Source organism: Streptomyces inhibens, assembly GCF_022221585.1.
Lineage (GTDB): Bacteria > Actinomycetota > Actinomycetes > Streptomycetales > Streptomycetaceae > Streptomyces > Streptomyces inhibens.
Genome location: NZ_CP084681.1, coordinates 7,156,224 through 7,175,252 on the forward strand (window position 1 = coordinate 7,156,224; position 19,029 = coordinate 7,175,252).

The window sequence follows — 19,029 nt, forward strand, 5'->3', positions numbered from 1 at the left end:
TCTGCCTGCGGGACACCTGCGTTGGCGAGCCACTCTCACCGCCTCCAGCCTCGATGGTGCTGGTGTCGCACGTCATCTGCCGTCGCCTCCGAGGTCAGCCGAACAAAACCGTCGTCCACTTCGCTCGGAGCCTAGGAAGGAGAAAGTGCAAAAAGAGTGACCGCGGAGTGACAGGGGCCCCCGTCGGCATGCGTGGCGCGCGGGGTCGTCGACAGCGGTCGATCCTGGGACTCGGCCTGTTCCCTGACCTGCGCCCTGACCTGTGCCGATGAGTGGTTGGCACACCAGTGGTCCGCGTCCGGTGGCGATGCCGCCTTCAGGAGATTCCCTTCGGCTCCCAACGGCTCGCCGACAAAGTGGTCGGTACCCGAGGAGTGATCGAGCAGGCGCTGCCGCGCGGCATGACGTTCAGCCGGCGAATCATGCGCTTCGGTGAGCTCGGCGGCGAACACGCGCAGAAGGTCGTGTGCGGTGTAGCGACCCGGTGCGTGTTCGGTGACCAGGTGGGCGTCGGCCAGTTCGCCGAGGATCAGCCGGGCCGTCCTGGCAGGGAGGGCGGCGAGGGTGGCGGCCGCATCCACTGTGAGGTCCGGGCCAGGGTGCAGTGACAGGAGCCGGAACAGCCGTGCGCTCTCAGGCTGCAGGCGCCGGTAGGAACAGGTGAAGGCGGCGCGAGCGTCGGCCGCCCCTCCCGAGCCGGAGAAGGCGTCGAGACTGCCGTGGGAGTTACGCAGTTCGGCGGCGATTGCCGCCAGCGGGAAGTCCGGACGGCTGATGACGCGGGCGGCCACGATGGCCAGAGTCAGCGGCAGGCGCCGGCACAGCGTGATGATCTCGTCGGCCGCATCGGGATCGGAGGCCAGGCGCTCGTAGCCGATACGCAGGGCCAGCGCGGCGCGGGCGTCCGTGGCGGACGGCAGATCGAGGCGCAGCGGATGAGCCCCCGAGGCGATCAGGCCGGGCAGTCCGTTGCGGCTGGTGACCAGTGCCAGGCAGCCGGGCGAGGCGGGCAGGAGCGGCCGGACCTGTCCGGCGTCGGTGGCGTCGTCGAGCAGCACGAGGACCCGACGATCGGCCAGCAGACTGCGGTACAGACCGGCGAGTGCGTCCAGGCTGCTCGGGAGGCCCCGGGGAGGCATGCCGAGCGCTGCGAGCATCCCGCGCAGTGCCTCCTTGGGGTCGAGAGCCCTCCTGACGGGGTCGAAACCCCGTAGCTCGACATGGAGCTGACCATCCGGAAACCGATCGGCGACTTCATGGGCCCAGTGGACTGCGAGTGTGGTCTTCCCCATGCCCGCCATCCCGCTGATCACGACCGTCGTGGGTGCTCCGGCGGAGGCCGCCGTCGAATCGGCGATGTCCAGCAGGCTGCTGAGCTCCGCCCGCCTGCCGGAGAAGACCGTCAGATCGGGCGGTAACTGGGCGGGCCGGGTAAAGGGCCCCGGCGATTCTCGCGGCACCGTCTGCTTCCCGTGGCCAGGTGTGGGCCCGGTCGGCGGCAGTTCCTGACGGAGCACCCGGGTGTGGGCGGCGGACAACTCGGCGCCGGGAGAGACCCCCAACTCCTCGGCCAGCAGCTGTCGTACGTTCTCGTACGCCGCCAATGCCTCTGCCTGCAGCCCGGAGGCCGCCAGTGCCATGACGAGCCTGGCGTGCAACGGCTCGTTCAGGGGATCGAGTTCGACGGCCTGGCGGAGTCTGGGCAGGACGAGCTCCGTCCTGGCGCACAGCAGTGCGGCGTCGGCTGCCATCTGCGTCGTGCACACGAGCTCGCGCTCCAGGGCGGTGAACAGGGGGTGTGCCCGCGCGGACGCGGGGAGGCCCATCGCCACCGGACCGTGCCACTCGTGCAGTGCTTCGGTGAAGTGCCGCACCGCCACCTCGGGTCTCCCGGTGGCCACGGCCCGCTTGCCCTGCTTGGTGAGGCTGCGGAACCGCAGCAGGTCGACCTCGTGCTCATCCGCCTGCAGAAGGTAACCTCCGGCGTGGCGGAGCAGCCGATGTCCGGGCGCCCGGGGCGGTAGCCCCGGTTCGAGCAGCCGCCGCAGCGAACCGATGTAACGGTGCACCACATTCATCGCGCTGACCGGCGGTTGCTCGGCCCAGAGCACGTCGACGACCTCGTTCATCTGCACCGGTCGGCCCGCCTGAACCAGGAGCAGGCCAAGCAGGGCGCGCTGCTGGGGAAACCCGAGATCGAGTTCTCTCTCCGTATGCCATACCCGCAGGGGGCCCAGCACCTCGAACCGCATCAATGCATCGCACTCCGTCTTGCTTCCGCGGGGGGCGGCGCCCGGTGATACGGAGCCGCCGGCCGCCCAACCCCTTGCGGCAGCCTAGAAGGGCGGGCCGGGGAATGTCCTGGGCCGGGGCGCTACGGGACTACAGCCGGGGCACTCTCAGACAAAGCCCCAGGTCAGCGGTTCCCACCGTGGCGGTCGGCGCCACCCGCACGGCACACGCGAAACGGTCATCGACCCGACCCTGTCCGACCACTGCCGGCAACAACCCGGGCGTCGCGAGAAACCGTGCGGTCGTCATGCGAGACGGCGCTGCTCGTCCCCTCCCCGGAGTCGTGCGCGGACCTGATCGACGTCGGGGTGGCCGAGTGCGGTGAGGATGGTCAGCGCCGGCTGCCAGGCGGCGCGGGCGTCATCGTCGTTGCCCATCGCAAGATGGGTGTCGCCTATGCGGGTGAGGGTGCCGGCCTCCAGGTACGGCGCGCCCAGGTCCTGGTAGAGGGCGAGCGCGTTGCGGTAGCCGAAGAGGGCGTGCGGGTGGCAGCCGAGGTGGTGGTAGGCGTAGGCGATGCTGTCCCAGGTGGATGCCTGGCCGTAACGGTCGCCCAGATCCCGCAGCATGGCCAGGGCCTGGAAGCAGCGATTCAGGGCCCGCCGGTACTGGCCGAGAAGGGCGTGGTACCAGCCGACGGAGTTGAGGACGCTGGCCTGCGCAGCCTGGTGGCCGCCGGCCCGGAACAAGTCCAGGGCCAGCTGGTTGTGCCGGAGGGCGCCGGCGAGGTCGTCCTGCTGATCGCATACCCAGCCCAGGCTCCGGTGGGTGCCGGCCCGCCCGATGCCGTCTCCCAGCTCGGTGAAGAGTTCCAGGGCACGGTCGAGGCGGGCGCGGCATCGGTCGAACAGGCCCAGGCGGCCCTCTGCCCGGGCCAGCCCCCGAAGGCCGTGGGCCTCCATGGCGGGATCGGCCAGCCGCAGGGCGGCGTCGAGCGTGGTTCGCTGGGTGGCCGCCCAGTCGTGCCAGTGCCCCCGCCGGTCGAAGAACGGCTCCAGGCACCAGGCGAGCAGGCAGGCAAGCTCGTTGCGGCCGGAGTTCGCCGCCGCGTCGATGACGGCGAGCAGCACGGGGTAGTCGGCTGTGAGCCAGGCCAGAGCCTGCCGGTCGTCGATGAGTGGTTCGGCGTCGGCCCCCGTTGGGGCCGGCCCCAACGGCATGGGATCCGCGTGCGGCGCGAGCAGCAGGCCTGCGGCACGGGCGGTACGCAGATAGTGCTCGAACAGTCGGTCCACGGCCGCCCGGCGCTCGGCCTCTGTGTGATGGGTGTGTACGAGTTCGGCGGCGTGGGCGCGCAGCAGGTCGTGGAAGGTGTAGCGGCCGGGAGCGTGCTCGTTGATGAGGTGGACGCCGGAAAGTTCGGCCAGGAGCAGACGTGCGTCCCTTACCGGGAGTTGGGCCAGGGCGGCCGTGGCCGGTACGGAGAAGTCCGGGCCGGGATGCAGGGCGAGCAGCCGGAAGAGGCGGGCCGCCCCGGACGAGACGGACTTGGAGGACCAGGAGAAGACCGCGCTGACGTTCGCGGACGTGTCGATCCGGGTGAAGGCGTCGAGGCTGCCGTGGGCTTCCCGCAGTTGGGCCGCGATGGCCGACAGCGGGAAGTGGGGGTGGGCGGCCGCGCGGGCCGCGGCGCAGGCCAGGGCAAGAGGCAGCCCGGCGCACAGTGCCGTGATCTCGGCCACCGCCTCGGGCTCGGCCACGAGCCGCCCTGCGCCCAGACGGCGGCCGAGGAATGCCCGTGCCTGCTCGGCGTCGAGCGGACGCAGGGCCAGTGAGTGGGCGCCGTGGGCGGCCACCAGCCCGGACAGCTGGTTGCGGCTGGTGACGAGGGTGAGGCAGCCTGGCGTGCCGGCAAGCAGCGGCCGTACCTGATCGGTGTCCCGCGCATTGTCCAGCAGGACGAGGAACCGCCGTCCGGCCAGCAGGCTGCGGTAGAGCGCGGCTTGTGCGTCCACACCGTGCGGGATGCGCTCGGGCGGCACTCCCAGTGCGTCCAGGAAACCGCGGACCGCCTCACCCGGGCTCATGACCGTCCCTGACGGGTCGAAGCCTCGCAGGTTGACGTAGAGCTGTCCGTCGGGGAACCGGTCGGCGACCTGATGGGCCCAGTGCACGGCCAGCGTGGTCTTGCCGATCCCCGCCATTCCGCCGATGGCGCTGATCACCACCGTGTCGGCGGGCTTCCCGTCGCTCGGCAGCAGCGCGAGCACCTCGTCCAGCTCGGCACGGCGCCCGGTGAACGTCGGCAGGTCGTGAGGCAGTTGCGCGGGTGTGGGTACGGAGGCCGGCTGCGGACCGGGGAGATACGAGGCCGGCACATCGGGATCAGGGTGAGTCCCGGTGGACCACTCGGCCGTCGAGGGCGCGTCGTGCAGCACGGCCCAGTGGGCGTGGCGCAGTTCAGGTCCCGGGTCGATGCCCAACTCGTCGGCGAGCCGGGCGCATGCGGTCCGGTAGGTGCTCAGTGCCTCGGGCAGCCGTCCGGTGGCCGCCAGAGCGAGGATCAGCCTGGCCAGCAAAGGCTCGTCCAAGGGGTTGTCGGCAGCGGCTTGCTGGAGCTCGGGCAGGGCGGCCGCCGGGATGCCGGCGCGCAGCGCCGCGTCGGCCGCCTCCTGCACGGTCGCGAGGCGCTCGCGGTCCAGCGAGCCGAAAGCCGCGTGTTCGCGAACCTCCGTGGGGATTCCGGAAGCGACCGGCCCGCGCCACACGGACAGAGCCTCGGTGAGGAGTTCCACGGCTCGCGCGAGCGACCGGTCCGCGGTGGCCTGCCGGGCCTCCTCACGGAGTCCGCGGAAGTGCAGGAGGTCCAGGGAGGCACTGTCGGTCGCCAGCCGGTATCCGCCGGCGTCCCGTATGAGCCAGTGGCCCGCAGCGCGGGTGGGGAGTCCGGGTTCCAGCAGGCGGCGCAGCGACCCGACATGGCGGCGGATCACATTTACCGCGCTGTGCGGTGGGCGTCGGCCCCACAGCACGTCGACGATCTCGCTCACAGCAACCGGTTGACCTGCCCGTACCAACAGCAGGGCCAGCAGCGCTCTTTCCTGGGGACGTCCGAGTGTCAGCTCGGTCCCCGCCCGCCAGACCCGGACCGGACCCAGGACCGCGAACTGCAGCGGCTCCAGCGGCAACTTGTCCTCCTTGGAACTGGCATTCCTCGCCATGACTCTATGTCACCCCTTGCATTACCCGCGTTACAGACCGTCTGCGTCCCGCCTCGCTGTCTGCGGCTGCCGGCGTTCAGTGGCCCAGTAGAGGAGGGCGAGCAGCGGCAGGGCCGACCCGAGGACGGTGACCCCGGTCCAGCCGCCCGCACGGAAGGCGAGGGAGCCGAGCTGTGAACCGAGGGCGCCGCCGATGAAGAAGGTGGCGATGAAGGCGCTGTTGAGGCGGGCGCGGGCGGTCGGGTCGAGTTGGTAGATGGTGTGCTGACCGAGGATGAGGGTGGTCTGCACGGCCATGTCGATGAGTACGGCGGCCAGGGCGATCGGGACGATGTGGCGCTGTCCGACTCCCGCGAGGGCGAAGGCCAGGGCAGCGACGGCGAAGGCGGTTGCGGTCATGGGGCGTACGAGTTTGCGGTCGGCCCAGCGCCCGGCGAGCGGGGCGATGGCCGCGCCGGCCGCGCCGACGAGGGCGAAGATGCCGACCCCGACGGGGGAGTAGTGGAAGCGGGGGCCGGTGAGCACGTACGAGACGGTGGTCCAGAAGGCACTGAACGCGCCGAACATGGCCGCCTGGTAGAGGCCTCGGCGGAGCAGCACCGGGTGTGTGCGCACGAGTTGGAGGGTGGAGCGCAGCATGTGCGCGTACGGGAGGGTTGTGGTGGGCGCGTGCTGCGGCAGGGCCGCGTGCAGGGCCAGGGCCAGCAGGGCCATCAGTACCGCGGAGCCGAGGTAGACCACGCGCCAGCCGGCGACGTCGGAGACCAGGCTGCTGACGGTGCGGGAGAGCAGGATGCCGGCGAGCAGGCCGCTCATCACCCGGCCGACGATGCGGCCGCGGGCGTGGTCCGGGGCGAGGTTCGCTGCGAAGGGAACCAGGATCTGGGCGACGACCGAGGTCCCGCCGCTGAGCAGGGAGGCGATCAGCAGCATGGGGAAGCTCGTGGCGAGGCCGGCGGCGACCAGGGCGAGTGTGGTGACCGTCAGCAGGACGGTGACCAGTCGGCGCTTCTCCAGGCGGTCGCCCAGCGGGACCAGGAAGAGCATGCCCAGGACGTAGCCGACCTGGGTGAGGGTGATCAGCCCGCCGGCCGTGGCCGTGCTGATGTGGAACACGCCGCGCAGCGAGGACAGCAGTGGCTGCGCGTAGTACAGATTGGCGACGGTCATGCCGGAGGCGACGGCCAGGAGCGCGACCAGCCACCCCGGAACGCCGGACGCGGCCTTGGCGGTGGCGGACCGGCCCGGGGTCTGGAGGGAAGGCGATGTGGACACGGGCACCTTCTTGAGGTGGAGAGCCGGATGGTCCGACTCGGGCGGAAACACTTTGCGGTGATCGAGCAGCCTCTTCGCTGCCTTCACACAGGCAGAAGCACCCGCCTGCTCCTCGTACTTCCTCAACTGAGGCGATGGTTCGGGATATCAGTCATCTCGATGGGAGATGGGTCTCGCCCGCGCGAGCGCGGCCTGGAACGGCCGGACCAGCTGTACCGGCTACAGCGGTAGCGCATGAGACCTGACCTCAGAGCGCACAGTATCCACCTGCCGCTACGTACCCGCTTGAAACGGCGGTTAGCGTCGAATCCGCTGAATGCATCCGGGCGCATTTTCTCGCCAATAGGTTCGCCCGGGAGGGTCGAATTCGCCGGCACGCATTCTGCACACGTGTGGCGATCACACGGGCGATTCCCGCAATAACACGAGCGCAGAGGTGTGTAGTTGTGGAGCAATGGACAAGGCGTGAGGATGAACGGCTGCTCACCGGCCGAGGGCGCTATGTCGCCGATATGAAAGTGCCGGGATCCCTGGACGCCGCGTTTGTGAGATCCAACGTCGCTCATGGCGCACTGCGTGAGGTGAATTGCGCCTCCGCTCGTGAGGTGCCCGGCGTCATAGGGGCCTGGTCCGCAGCGGATCTGCCGGACCTGCCTCCGGTCCCCCACACCCTGCTGGCCAGGCTGTCCACGAACGAGGCCGTGGCCGGCCGGGAGTGGCCGGCGCTCGTGAAGGACCGTGTGCGGTACCCAGGTGAAGCGGTGGCGGTCGTCGTGGGGGAGGACCGCTACCGAGCCGAGGACGGAGCTGCCGAGGTCGCTTTCGCGATCGATCCGCTGCCCGCCGCGGTGACGACGTCCGCCGCGGCGAACGACTCCGTACGTCTCTTCGACGGCCTGAGCAACATCGCTCTGCGAGGCGAGACCGGGCAGCCGATCGAGGAGTCCGTCTGGCGGGAAGCGGCGGCCGTGGTGGAGGGCCGATACCGCCAGCAACTGCTGATGCCCAGTCCCATGGAGTGCCGGACGATCCTCGCCGTGCCCGAGGGGGACCGGCTGACGGTCTTCTCGGGGCACCAGATGCCTCATCGGCTGCGCCGCGAACTGGCCGCGCTGTTGGGCTGGTCCACCGACCGGGTGCGGGTGGTGGTACCGGACACCGGCGGCGCGTTCGGGTCGAAGAGCGCGGCGTTCCCGGAGTTCGTCGTGGTCGCCTTCCTGGCAGTGAAGCTGGGGAGGCCCGTTCGATGGATCGAGGACCGTCTGGAGTCGATGATGGTCGCCACTCGGGGCAGGGGGCAGGACCAGAAGGTCCGGCTCGCAGCCGACGCCGAAGGACGGCTCCTCGCCTACGAGTTGAAGATCGACGCCGACGTCGGCGCCTATCCGCACCTCGGCGTCGGCCTGCCGATGCAGACCGCCTGGATGGCGACGGGCCCGTACACCACGCCCCGGGTCCACGCCACCCTCCGTTCGGTGCTGACCAACACGATGCTGACCTACCCCTATCGGGGCGCCGGGCGGCCCGAAGCGGCGATCGCGCTCGAGCGGTCGATGGACGTGCTGGCCCGTCGGCTGGGGATGGACCCGGTCGAACTGAGGCGGCGCAACTTCATCCCACCCGAAGACTTCCCGTACGAGACGCCGACCGGTCGGCGCTACGACAGTGGGAACTACGCCGCCGCCCTCGATCTGGCCCTTGAGACGCTCGACTACGACAAGTGGCGTGCCGAACAGGCCAGGCGCCGCAGCGACCCGGACGCCCTGCCGCTGGGGATCGGACTCTCCTGTTACGTGGAGCGCACCGGTGGCGAATCAGGTGGACTCCACGAGTTCGGCGGTGTCGAGGCTCACGAAGACGGTACGGTCACCGCCCGGTGTGGGGCGGCCCCCAGCGGCCAGGGCCACGAGACGGTCTTTCCCGCGCTGGTCGCCAAGACCCTGGGCGTGGAGGAGACGCGGGTCCGGCTCGTCGAGGGGGACACCGACGAACAGCCGGAGGGCCTGGGCTCCTTCGCCAGCCGTTCGGCGCAGGTGGCCGGCGCGATGCTGCAGCACGCCTCCTCCCTCCTCATGGAAGCGGCCCGGGAGCGGGCGGCGCGGTTGTGGGGTCTGCCGGTCGACGACGTGGAGTGGTCGGACGGAACGGTGCATGCCGCTCACGACGGCTCGGCGACCGTGAGCCTTGGCGAACTGGTGAAGACCACCGGGCCGTTGCGCGTGGACGACCGGTTCGAGGCGGGCATGGCGTTCCCGTTCGGCGCCCACGCCGCCGTGACCGAGGTCGATCCGGAACTGGGCACCGTGCATGTACTGCAAGTGGTGGCGGTGGACGACTGCGGGGTGGTGCTCAACCCCACCGTGGTGCACGGGCAGGCCTTCGGGTCGGCCGTGCAGGGCATCGGCCAAGCGCTGTACGAGGGCATGACGTTCGACGAGCAGGGGGTGCCCGTGCTGGCCAAGGGCCTGCTGGACTATCTGCTGCCGACGTCCACCGAGATCCCGCCCATCGAGATCAAGGACACCTGCACACCCAGCCCCAGCACGCCGCTCGGCGCGAAGGGAGCGGGCGAGTCCGGCTGCATCGGCACGCCGGCCGCCCTCGTCAACGCCGTGGCCGATGCGTTGCGGATCGCCGACCCCGACCTGCTGCAGATGCCGCTCACCCCGGACGTCGTCTGGCGAGCGGCGCGCGCTCCGAAAATCGACGAACTTGAGGAGGAGGGCCGGTGAAGCCCGCTGCCTTCGACTACATCGTGCCGCGCACGGTGCGCGAGGCCGTCGATGCGCTCGGCGACACCGGGCGGAAGGCTCAGGTGCTCGCCGGTGGACAGAGCCTCATCCTGGAGATGCACCTGCAACGCATCCGCCCGGAGCTCGTGGTCGACATCAACCGCATCGCGGAACTCGATCACATGAGCATCGACGACAACACGCTGCGCGTCGGCGCCCTGGTCCGTCACAGCGTCTTCGAATCGGCGCAGGCAGTGCCGGGCCCGCTCGGCACGCTGCTCTCACGCGCTGTCGTCAACATCGCCCATCCCCCCATCCGTTCCCGCGGGACCATGGCGGGCAGCTTCGCCTGGGCGCATCCCGCCTCGGAGTGGTGCGCCATCGGGGTCGCCCTCGATGCCGGTGTCGAACTGCAAGGCCCCGACGGGGTGCGCCGGGTCGCGGCCGGTGACTACTTCCACGGTCCGTACCGCACCGCGCGCCGCCCGCAGGAGTTGATCACTTCGGTGTGCCTTCCGCTGCTCGGCGAGGACACCGGGGTGGGCTTCATCGAGCACCGGCGCACACACTTCTGCTTCGCCCAGGTGGCCGTCGCGGCGACGCTGACCGTGCGGGACGGTCTGATCAGCGAGGCACGGATCGGGCTGGTCAACTCCGCCGACAAGCCCGTACGGGCACACGCCGCCGAGCAGGCGCTGATCGGCGCCGAGGCCCGCTTCCCCCGGGCCGGGTACCGGCTGCCCGAGGACCACCCGTTCGCCCGCGCGGGCCGGATCGCCGCGGACGAGGATGCCGCGCCCGTGGCCGAGCCGTACGCCGACGTCGAGTACAAGCGCCAAGCCATCGCGGTCCTGGTCGGCAGGACGCTGTGTGAAGCGGCGGCGGACCAGCGGTCGCGGGTCGCCGCACTCAAGGGAGACCACCGATGAAGATCACCCTCAACGTGAACGGCGTGGACTACGCACTCGACGTGGAACCACGGCGGATTCTCGCCGACGTACTGCGGGAGGACTGCGGCCTCACCGGTACGCACCTCGGGTGCGAGCACGGGATCTGCGGGGCTTGCACCGTCCTGGTGGACGGCGCGGCCGTCCGTTCGTGCCTCATGTTCGCCGTGCAGTGCGAGGGCAGCTCGGTGCGCACCGTGGAAGGGCTCTCGGGACCCGGCGGCGAGCCCCACCCCCTCCAGCGGGCCTTCTCGGCCGAGCATGCTCTGCAGTGCGGATTTTGCACTCCGGGCTTTCTCATGGTGGCCGCCGGGGCGCTGGAGTCCGATCCGGGCCTCGGTGACGATCCCGAGCGCGTCGCCGGCCTGGTCGGCTCCAACCTCTGCCGGTGCACCGGCTACGAACCCATCCGGCGCGCCATCACACGCGCCGCCAAGGAGCAGCAGGAAACCACCACATGACAGCTGCGCGTGCGACGCGGGACCGCGGCACGCGTGATCAGCCGTCCCCTGGGGACGATCGAGGAGAAGAACATGGCTGTAACCGGTGAGATCCGCGCGGGGATCATCGACATCCACGCGCACTGGCTGCCGCGCGAACTGCTCGCCCTCCCGCCCGGGAACCCGCTCGGAGGCATGAACGACCGGGACGGCGAACTGTTCCTCGGCGACATCCCGTTGTCGTTTCCGACCGCGGCGATGACCGACATCGACACCGTCGTCGCCGACACGGTGCGGGCCGGTCTCGGCACCCGCGTCATCTCGGCACCTCCCTTCGCCTTCCCCGTCCACGCGCCGTCCGAGGCCGACGACTACGTCGCGTCCTACAACGAACAGCTCGCCCGGGCCGTGTCCACCACCGGCGGAATGCTCGTCGGACTCGGGCTGGTGCGGCTGGACGACGTGGTGGCCGCCCGACGGGAGCTGACGCGGCTCGCGGAGGCCGACGGTGTCGCAGGCGTCGCCGTCCCCCCTCTCGCACAGGGCCGCTCCTACGGCGAGGGCGTCATGCGTGAGGTGCTCGGTGTCGCCGCGGAACTCGGTCTCGCTGTGCTGGTCCACCCCATGCAGTCGCCGCGGCCTGAGTGGGAGCACCACTACCTGGTCAACCTGATCGGCAACCCGGTGGAGACCACGACCGCCGTGGCCTCGGTGCTCCTGGGCGGTGTCATGGAGGAACTGCCGAACCTGCGGATCTGCTTCGTCCACGGTGGAGGCTGCGCGCCGTCCCTGGTGGGGCGGTGGGGACACGGATGGCGCTCACGCGGCGATGTACGTCAGGGAAGCAGCCGTCCGCCGGCCGAATCGTTCGCCCGGCTCTACTTCGACACGGTCACGCATGACCCCGAGGTGCTGAGGCTGCTCCGTTCCCATGCCTCGCCGGACCGGATCCTGTGCGGAAGCGACTACCCCTTCGACATGGCCCAGCCGGACCCCGCCGGCTTCCTCCTGGACAACGGAATCGACGCCGCGACGCTCGAAACCAACGGCCGCGTGTTCCTGGGCATGACGCCCACCGCCGAGCCGCCTGCCCGGACCTGACAGATCGGAGAGCTTCCGTGCGACACCTGGCGCCACGTCTGCTCGAGTGGCAGGCCTCCGGTTCCCCCTTCGCCGTCGCCAGCGTCGTGGCCGTGCGAGGCAGCGCGCCGTCGGGCTGACCTGCGGAGGTGCGATCGACGTCTTCGTGCAGGCCGTGGAGGGGGAGACGGCTCGGGTCCTCGCTGCCGCGCACCGGGCGGTGACAGCCGAGCGACCGGTCGTCGTGGCGAGGGTGACGTCCGGTCCGGACGGCCGGGCAGGACGCACGATCGCATTGCTGGAAGACCGGCACCTGGGAAGTACCGGCCGGGTGGATCTGGACGCCGCTGTCCTGGCCCACGCCCGCACGATGCTCGGCACGGACGACGCCACCGTGCGGGCGTACGACCCGGGCGACCTCACCGAACCACAGGAGACCGCCGTGTCGATCGCGGCGGAACTCATCGCCCTGCGACGGCCGCAGCGGGCGGGCACTCTCGGCAACCTCCCGACGACTCTTGCGCACACCGTCCACCAGGCATGACGCCACGGAAAACCTTCCCCAAACCCTTGACGCCGCTCGGCCCCCTTCTTAATCTCGCACCGTAGTTCGTGCCGCGGCGCTTTCCGCGGTGTTGTGACAGGCACAGACATAGACCACCTGTCGGTGGTTTCGTCGTGCCTTTTTTCGTTGCCGTACCGCCGACAGGTCTTCCCCGAAGGCGGATTCATGGCACAACGTCCGAGCGTCAAAGGCGTCGCCGATGTCGTTGCGCTCATCGACAGGCTGGGAAAGATCAGCGGCCGGGCGCGCATCATGTGGTTTCTGGTGTTCGGCGGGCTGTTCCTCGACGCCTATTCGAATGCGGCTCTGAGCGCGGGCCTGGGCCCGATGACGGCACAGATGGATCTCAGCAGCACCCAGATCTCGGTCCTCACGGCCACCGCTCCGGCACTGGCCATCGTCTTCAATCCGGTCGGCGGCTGGCTCGCGACCCGGATCGGCCGCGTTCCCCCGCTGCTGATCGCCAAGGTGTTCGCCGCCGCGGGGGCGCTACTCGCCGCGTGCGCCGGGGACTTCACCACCGTCTGGCTGGGCCGGGTGCTCGTCGGTATCGCGTACGGCATCGATTTCGCCGTCGCGATGGCTCTGCTCGCCGAGTACACGCCCGCGAAGCTCGGCGGGCGGCTCAATCTGTGGCAGGCCGTCTGGTACATGGCCAGCACCAGCAACCTCGTCCTCGCGCTGGTGTTCTTCAACCTGGACGTCGGCGAGGACATCTGGCGCTGGTCGGTTGGCTCCGCCGGTGTCGTCGCCGTGGTTCTCCTCGCCCTGCAGTGGGTCGTGCTGGTGGAGAGCCCCGCCTGGCTGGCGAGCAGGGGCCGCCTCGACGACGCGGTCCGCAATCTGGCGAGGATCTACCGGATCAACGCCGTCGCCGGTACACCCGATGGCGTCACCCGCGCCGCCACCACCGCGCCCGCCATCGGATTCCGCCAGGCAGGGCTGCTGTTCAAGGGCGATTACCTGCCGCGTACCGTCCTCTCCTCGGCGATCTCGCTCGGGCAGTCGATGCAGTACTTCGCGGTCGGCTGGTACCTCCCGGTGATCAGCCTCACGATCTTCGGCGACAGCTTCGAGAAGGCCACGGTCGGCTCGATGGTGTTCAACGCCTTCGGCATCGTGGGCGGCCTTGCGTCGGCCTACTTCGGCCGCCGGCTCGGGCTGCGGCTGAGCTCCGCCACCGGCTTCGCCGGGGTGTTTGTCGCCCTGTTGGTGATGGGCCTGACCTTCGGGAAGATCCCCACTGCCGTGGCGTTCCTGCTGCCGGTCGTGTTCATCCTCTGCCACTCCGCGGGCCCCGGTGCCAACGGCAAGTCCATCGCCGCGCTCTCGTACAGCAGTGATGTGCGCGCGCTGGGGACCGGCGTCACCGGCATGATCGGCAGCTTCGGCAGTGTCGTCGGCCTCTATGCGTTCCCGCAGATCAAGGACTCGCTGGGGCTCGGCCACACCTTCCTGGTGCTCTCGGTCGTGCCGTTGCTGGGCCTGATCACCTGCCTTGCGATCAAGTGGGATCCGATGAAGGCCGAGGTGTCACCCGACGAGGCGGCCGCGGCGCACGGACCGGCAGGCGGCACGCACGCCGGCCCCGCGGCGACCACCACCGCGAGCTGAACCGTCCGGCCCCGTACCGCCGCAAGCTCGCAAGGAAAGGGCTGCAATGACACATACGTTCCTTGGCGCCGCCCCACGGCGCGGTGTGCTGGCCATCGATGAGGGCACCACAGGCACCAGGGCCGGCGTCGTCCTCGACTCCGGTGCCGCCCACGAGGTGTTCTACCGTTCGATCAAGGTCAGCCATCCGGACGACCTCTCCGTCGAGCAGGACCCGATGGAGATCTGGACCGCCACCCTTGAGGTGTCGCGTCGCGCTGTCGGCCGCGCCCGCGCGGACGGCATCGAGATCACCGCGATCGCGCTCTCCACCCAGCGGGCCACCGCGATGCTCTGGGACCGGGTCACCGGGCTGCCGTTGCTGCCCGCCGTGGTGTGGCAGGACCGGCGCTACGCGCAGGAACTCGCCGCCTACGAGGCGAAGTGGGAAACCCTCCTGCTGGCCCGGCAGGGCAGGCCGGTCGGCGCCCGCTCCCCGTTCCTCTGGGCCGCGCGGCAGATCGCCGCGCACCCGGAGGTGGCGGCCGCCCACCGCGAGGGCCGGCTGCTCTTCGGCACCGTCGACACCTGGCTGATCTGGCGCCTCACCGGAGGCGCCGTGCACGTCACCACACCCACCAACGCCGCATCGAGCGGCGGTTATCTGCTCAAGCAGCACGCTTGGGACGAGGAATGGATCAGCCGGCTCGGCTTCCCCCTCGACCTGCTGCCCGAACTCCGCTCCGACGACGCCGGATTCGGTACGACAGACCCGGCGGTCCTGGGTACCTCCGTCCCGCTGGCCGCCTCCATGGGCGATCAGCATGCCGCCCTGATTGCCCTCGGTGGTCTCGCCGCCGGGCAGGGCATGTGCATGTACGGAACCGGCGCCTTCGTCGCCGCCGCGACCGGCACCACGCCCGCCCTGCCCCGGCCGGACATCTCCGGGGTCGTCGCCCAGCCCGGCCGACGGCAGGGCGGCACCACCCACTACAGCCTGGAGGCGTACACCTCCACGGCCGGTTCGGCGCTGCGCTGGCTCTGCGACGACCTGGGACTGTTCCCCTCGCCGAAGGCACTCGGTGAGGAGGCGGGCCGGGTGCCCACCCGGCCCGGCCGCACCCCGCGTTTCGTCCCGGCGCTCGCCGGGATCCGTACGCCGGTCTGGCGCCCGGAGGCCACCGCCGCCTTCACCGGGCTCACCCTCGCCACCACCCGCGCCGACCTCGCACGCGCCGTCCTCGACGGCATCGCCCACTCGGTGTGCGATCTGATCGACGGCGTCTCCGACACCATGGGCGCGCCGTTCACCCGGCTCAGGGTCGGCGGTGGAGTCTCCGGCAGCGACCCGCTGGTGCAGATCCAGGCCGACCTGACCGGCCTGCCGCTGGAGCGGATCGCCGACTCCGCCACCGCGAGCCTGCGCGGCACCGCCTATCTGGCCGGGGTCACCGAGGGGTTGTGGTCCTCGCTCGAAGAGGCCGTCGAGGCGCAACCGCACGGCCGGATCTTCGAGCCGTCGATCAGCACGGAGGCACGGGACTGTCAACGGGCGGACTGGCACGACCTGTTGAGCAGCCACCTCAAGGATCCCGAACTGCCGCCCCGCACACCGCACACCCCCCACTGACGGCCCGCACCGTCGCGCTGACGGCCCGGAGCCGACCACCGGCCGTCGCGCCGGAACACCAGGAGTTGATGTTGTGATCACCATGCCCGCCCGGAAACCGCGGCGCAGCGCCGCGGCGACCCGCCGAACGCCCCTGCTGCTCGACCGCGCGGCGGCCAAGCGCCGGCTGGCCGACGAAACCTACGACGTGGTCGTGATCGGCGGTGGCATCACCGGGGCGTACGCCGTGCTCGACGCGGCCTCGCGCGGGCTGCGCGCGGCGCTCGTCGAGAAGGACGACTTCGCCTCCGGCACGTCGTCGAAGTCCTCGAAGATGGTGCACGGCGGTCTGCGCTACATCGAGCAGGGCAACGTCAATCTCGTACGCCACTCGCTCCTGGAGCGCCACCGGTTCCGCAAGAACGCCCCGCATCTGGTGCACCGGCTGCCGTTCCTCTTCCCGGTCCTGGAGAAGGAGGGCATCTTCGACGCCCGCCTCGCCAAGGGCTTCGAGGGTCTGCTGTGGACGTACGACCTGGTCGGCGGCTGGCGGATCGGCAAGCTGCACCAGCGGCTCACGGTCCCCGAGGTCCTCGCGCAGGCGCCGACGTTGCGCGCGGAGAACCTCAAGGGCGGGCTGATGTACTTCGACGCCCGCACCGACGACGCCCGGCTCGTCCTCACCGTCCTCCGGACCGCCGCCGCGCTCGGTGCGACGATCCTCAACGGTGCCAAGGCCGAGGGCCTGCTGATGCGGAGCGGCAAGGCGTCCGGCGCCCAGGTCACCGCGGACGGCGACACCCTCGACATCCGGGCGCACGCGGTCGTCAACGCCACCGGGGTGTGGGCCGACCACGTCGACGCGATGGCCGACGACGGGCACATGCCGCAGATCCGCCCCGCCAAGGGCGTCCACATCGTGGTGCCGTGGGACAGGGTGCGGATCAACTGCACGGTCACCGTGCCGATCCCCGGCCGGGCCCGCCGCGCGACCTGCACCCGCTGGGGCAACAGCGTGGTCCTCGGCACCACGGACGAGGACTTCGAGGGATCCCCCGACGAGGTGCACTGCACGCGCGCGGAAATGGACTTCCTGCTGGAGGGCGCCAACACCGCCTTCGACGGGAAGCTCACCCCGGACGACGTGGTCGGCTCCATCGGTGGTCTGCGCCCGCTGGTCGGCGGCAAGGAGGGTGCGACGCTCGACATGCGCCGCGACCATCACATCACCATCGGCGGCACCGGGATGGTGACGGTGACCGGAGGCAAGCTCACCACGAGCCGTCACATGGGTGAACTCGTCATCGACAAGGTGATGACGGTGCTCGGCCGCAAGGGCGCCAGCCGTACCGCGAAACTCCCGCTGCTCGGCGGCGCGGGCTACGACGCCGAGGCGGTCGCCGCGTCCGGCGGCCTGGCCGCGCACCTGGGCGAGCGCTACGGCACCGAGGCCCGTTTCGTCGGTGACCTCATCGCCGACGACCCCACGCTGGCCGAGCCGATCGTCGCGGGACTGCCGTACACCAAGGCGGAGGTCGTGTACGCGGCCCGCGCTGAACTGGCCCGCTCCGTCGACGACATCCTGTCCCGCCGACTGCGCGCCCGCCTGTTCGCCCGGGACGCCTCCGCCGACGCGGCAGCCGCCGTCGGAACGATCCTCGGCCGGGAACTGAACCTCACGGAGACCGAGGTGGACCGCTCGGTCGCCGAGTACCTCGAAGCCGTCCGTCACGAAAAGTCCGTCCTCCTCGAAGGAGCAGCAGCGTGATCAGCCGTCAGACCATCACCCACCCGTTCAACCGGGGCCGCTACACCGTCGGCGCCCCCAGCCCGGCCAAGTGGGCGCAGAACACCCCCATCGGCGAGGGCGAGGCCGCGCTCCAGACCGAACCGGTCGAGGTCCCCGAGCCGGTGGTCGAGGCGCTGCGCGCGGCCGCGCACGCCGTGCATACCGACCGCGACGAGGTCGTCACCCGGACCCGTGACTGGTGGGCCGGTTCGATGATCGGCGAGACCGAGGGCCGCCCCGCGACGCCGCACGCCGTGATCGTCGAGGCGGCAGACGCGGACCAGGTGGCGGCCGTCCTGCGGATCTGCCACGACGCCGGCGTTCCGGTCACCCCGTCGGCCGGCCGCTCGAATGTCACAGGCGCGGCGCTCCCCGTCTTCGGCGGTGTGGTCCTGGACGTCTGTGCGCTGAACCGCATCACCGGCTTCGACGCCGAGTCGAACGTGGTGGACGTCGAGGCCGGCATGTTCGGTGACCTCTTCGAGAAGCAGCTCCAGGAGGAGTACGGCGTCACGACGGGCCACTGGCCCTCGGCGTTCGCGGTCTCCACGGTCGGCGGCTGGATCGCCTGCCGCGGCGCAGGTCAGCTCTCCACCCGGTACGGCAAGATCGAGGACATGGTCGTCGGCATCGACGTCGTGCACGCGGACGGTACCCGCGCCACGTACGGCGACTACGCCCGCGCCGCGGTCGGCCCGGACCTGCGCCAGCTGTTCGTCGGCTCCGAGGGCACACTCGGCGTCATCGTCTCCGCCCGCCTGCGCGTTCACCCGCTGCCGGAGTACGCCGCCGCGCTCGCGTTCGGCTTCCAGACCTTCGCGGAGGGACTGGACGCCTGCCGAAAGATCCTGCAGCGCGGCGCGACCCCGGCGGTGCTGCGCCTGTACGACACCCTGGAATCCGGTACCCACTTCGGTCACCCGGAGACCAACCTGCTCCTGATCGCCGACGAGGGCGACCCGGCGATCGTCGACGCGTCGATCAAGGTGGCGGGCGAGGTGTGCGCCGCGTACGGCCCCGAGCTGGACAGCAAGGCGGTCTTCGAACGCTGGCTGGACGAGCGGATGTTGGTCGGAAAGTCGGCGGACGGCTTCACACCGGGGCCGGGCTTCGTCGCCGACACCCTGGAGATGGCCGCGTCCTGGACAGCCCTGCCGGTCATCTACGACGAAGTGGTCGCCGCGATCCAGTCGGTGCCCGGCACGCTGGCGGCTTCGGCCCACCAGTCCCACGCCTACACCGACGGCGCCTGCGTGTACTTCTCGTTGCGCGGTGAGGTGGCGCCCGAGTCACGCCGCGACTGGTACCGCTCGGTGTGGGACGCGGCCAACGCCGTCCTCATCAAGCACCGGGCGGCGATCAGCCACCACCACGGCTGCGGACTGCTGCGTGGCCCCTACCTGGAGGAATCCCTCGGAGCCGGCTTCGCGACCTTCGTCGCGGTGAAGACGGCCCTGGACCCGGCCGGGATTCTCAACCCAGGCAAACTCGGCCTTCCCAGTCGATTCGGTACGTCTCCGCTGAACTGACCTCAGCGGTCACGCCC

12 protein-coding genes are annotated in these 19,029 nt (G+C 70.6%); 9 read left to right on the top strand and 3 right to left on the bottom strand.

The features are described 5' to 3' along the window. Window positions 1–131 precede the first annotated feature (131 nt). The 3 genes from KI385_RS32390 to KI385_RS32400 form a co-directional block, all read right to left on the bottom strand. On the bottom strand, window positions 132–2,252 hold the full coding sequence (locus KI385_RS32390; RefSeq protein ID WP_238575611.1) for an AfsR/SARP family transcriptional regulator: 2,121 nt from the start codon (window positions 2,250–2,252) through the stop codon (window positions 132–134). A 285-nt stretch (window positions 2,253–2,537) separates the two neighbouring features. Next, complete coding sequence (locus KI385_RS32395) at window positions 2,538–5,453, bottom strand: AfsR/SARP family transcriptional regulator (protein WP_238575612.1); 2,916 nt, start codon at window positions 5,451–5,453, stop codon at window positions 2,538–2,540. Between the two features lie 30 nt (window positions 5,454–5,483). Continuing rightward, on the bottom strand, window positions 5,484–6,728 hold the full coding sequence (locus KI385_RS32400) for an MFS transporter (RefSeq protein WP_238575613.1): 1,245 nt from the start codon (window positions 6,726–6,728) through the stop codon (window positions 5,484–5,486). Window positions 6,729–7,174: 446 nt separating this feature from the next. On the opposite strand from KI385_RS32400, the gene KI385_RS32405 reads away from it, so the two are divergent. The 9 genes from KI385_RS32405 (at window position 7,175) to KI385_RS32445 (ending at window position 19,012) form a co-directional block, all read left to right on the top strand. After that, on the top strand, window positions 7,175–9,460 hold the full coding sequence (locus KI385_RS32405) for a xanthine dehydrogenase family protein molybdopterin-binding subunit (protein WP_425356998.1): 2,286 nt from the start codon (window positions 7,175–7,177) through the stop codon (window positions 9,458–9,460). Further along, the gene (locus KI385_RS32410) at window positions 9,457–10,389 is read left to right on the top strand and encodes an FAD binding domain-containing protein (protein WP_238575614.1); all 933 of its coding nucleotides are present in this window, start codon (window positions 9,457–9,459) and stop codon (window positions 10,387–10,389) included. The genes KI385_RS32405 and KI385_RS32410 overlap by 4 nt, the downstream gene beginning before the upstream one ends. Then, window positions 10,386–10,868, top strand: coding sequence for a (2Fe-2S)-binding protein (locus tag KI385_RS32415; protein ID WP_238575615.1), 483 nt, complete (start codon window positions 10,386–10,388; stop codon window positions 10,866–10,868). The genes KI385_RS32410 and KI385_RS32415 overlap by 4 nt, the downstream gene beginning before the upstream one ends. A 72-nt stretch (window positions 10,869–10,940) precedes the next feature. Further along, the gene (locus KI385_RS32420) at window positions 10,941–11,948 is read left to right on the top strand and encodes an amidohydrolase family protein (protein WP_238575616.1); all 1,008 of its coding nucleotides are present in this window, start codon (window positions 10,941–10,943) and stop codon (window positions 11,946–11,948) included. Between the two features lie 145 nt (window positions 11,949–12,093). After that, window positions 12,094–12,471 (top strand): XdhC family protein, encoded by a 378-nt coding sequence (locus tag KI385_RS32425; protein ID WP_238575617.1) that lies wholly within the window; start codon window positions 12,094–12,096, stop codon window positions 12,469–12,471. A gap of 186 nt (window positions 12,472–12,657) precedes the next feature. Beyond that, on the top strand, window positions 12,658–14,106 hold the full coding sequence (locus tag KI385_RS32430) for an MFS transporter (RefSeq protein WP_238577951.1): 1,449 nt from the start codon (window positions 12,658–12,660) through the stop codon (window positions 14,104–14,106). 46 nt (window positions 14,107–14,152) lie between these two features. Then, a complete protein-coding gene (locus KI385_RS32435) occupies window positions 14,153–15,715 on the top strand; it encodes an FGGY family carbohydrate kinase (protein ID WP_238575618.1) in 1,563 nt (520 codons plus the stop codon). A 73-nt stretch (window positions 15,716–15,788) separates the two neighbouring features. Then, entirely contained in the window at window positions 15,789–17,462 is a 1,674-nt protein-coding gene (locus KI385_RS32440) for a glycerol-3-phosphate dehydrogenase/oxidase (protein ID WP_238575619.1), read from the top strand. Beyond that, the gene (locus KI385_RS32445) at window positions 17,459–19,012 is read left to right on the top strand and encodes an FAD-binding oxidoreductase (protein WP_238575620.1); all 1,554 of its coding nucleotides are present in this window, start codon (window positions 17,459–17,461) and stop codon (window positions 19,010–19,012) included. Before KI385_RS32440 ends, KI385_RS32445 begins: the two co-directional genes overlap by 4 nt. The last annotated feature ends 17 nt before the right edge of the window (window positions 19,013–19,029 follow it).

Bases quoted from the DNA above. Each gene is read 5' to 3' on its own strand.
- KI385_RS32395 (WP_238575612.1), bottom strand. From the start codon at position 5,453: ATGGCGAGGAATGCCAGTTCCAAGGAGGACAAGTTGCCGCTGGAGCCG.
- KI385_RS32435 (WP_238575618.1), top strand. From the start codon at position 14,153: ATGACACATACGTTCCTTGGCGCCGCCCCACGGCGCGGTGTGCTGGCC.
- KI385_RS32390 (WP_238575611.1), bottom strand. From the start codon at position 2,252: ATGCGGTTCGAGGTGCTGGGCCCCCTGCGGGTATGGCATACGGAGAGA.
- KI385_RS32415 (WP_238575615.1), top strand. From the start codon at position 10,386: ATGAAGATCACCCTCAACGTGAACGGCGTGGACTACGCACTCGACGTG.
- KI385_RS32420 (WP_238575616.1), top strand. From the start codon at position 10,941: ATGGCTGTAACCGGTGAGATCCGCGCGGGGATCATCGACATCCACGCG.
- KI385_RS32430 (WP_238577951.1), top strand. From the start codon at position 12,658: ATGGCACAACGTCCGAGCGTCAAAGGCGTCGCCGATGTCGTTGCGCTC.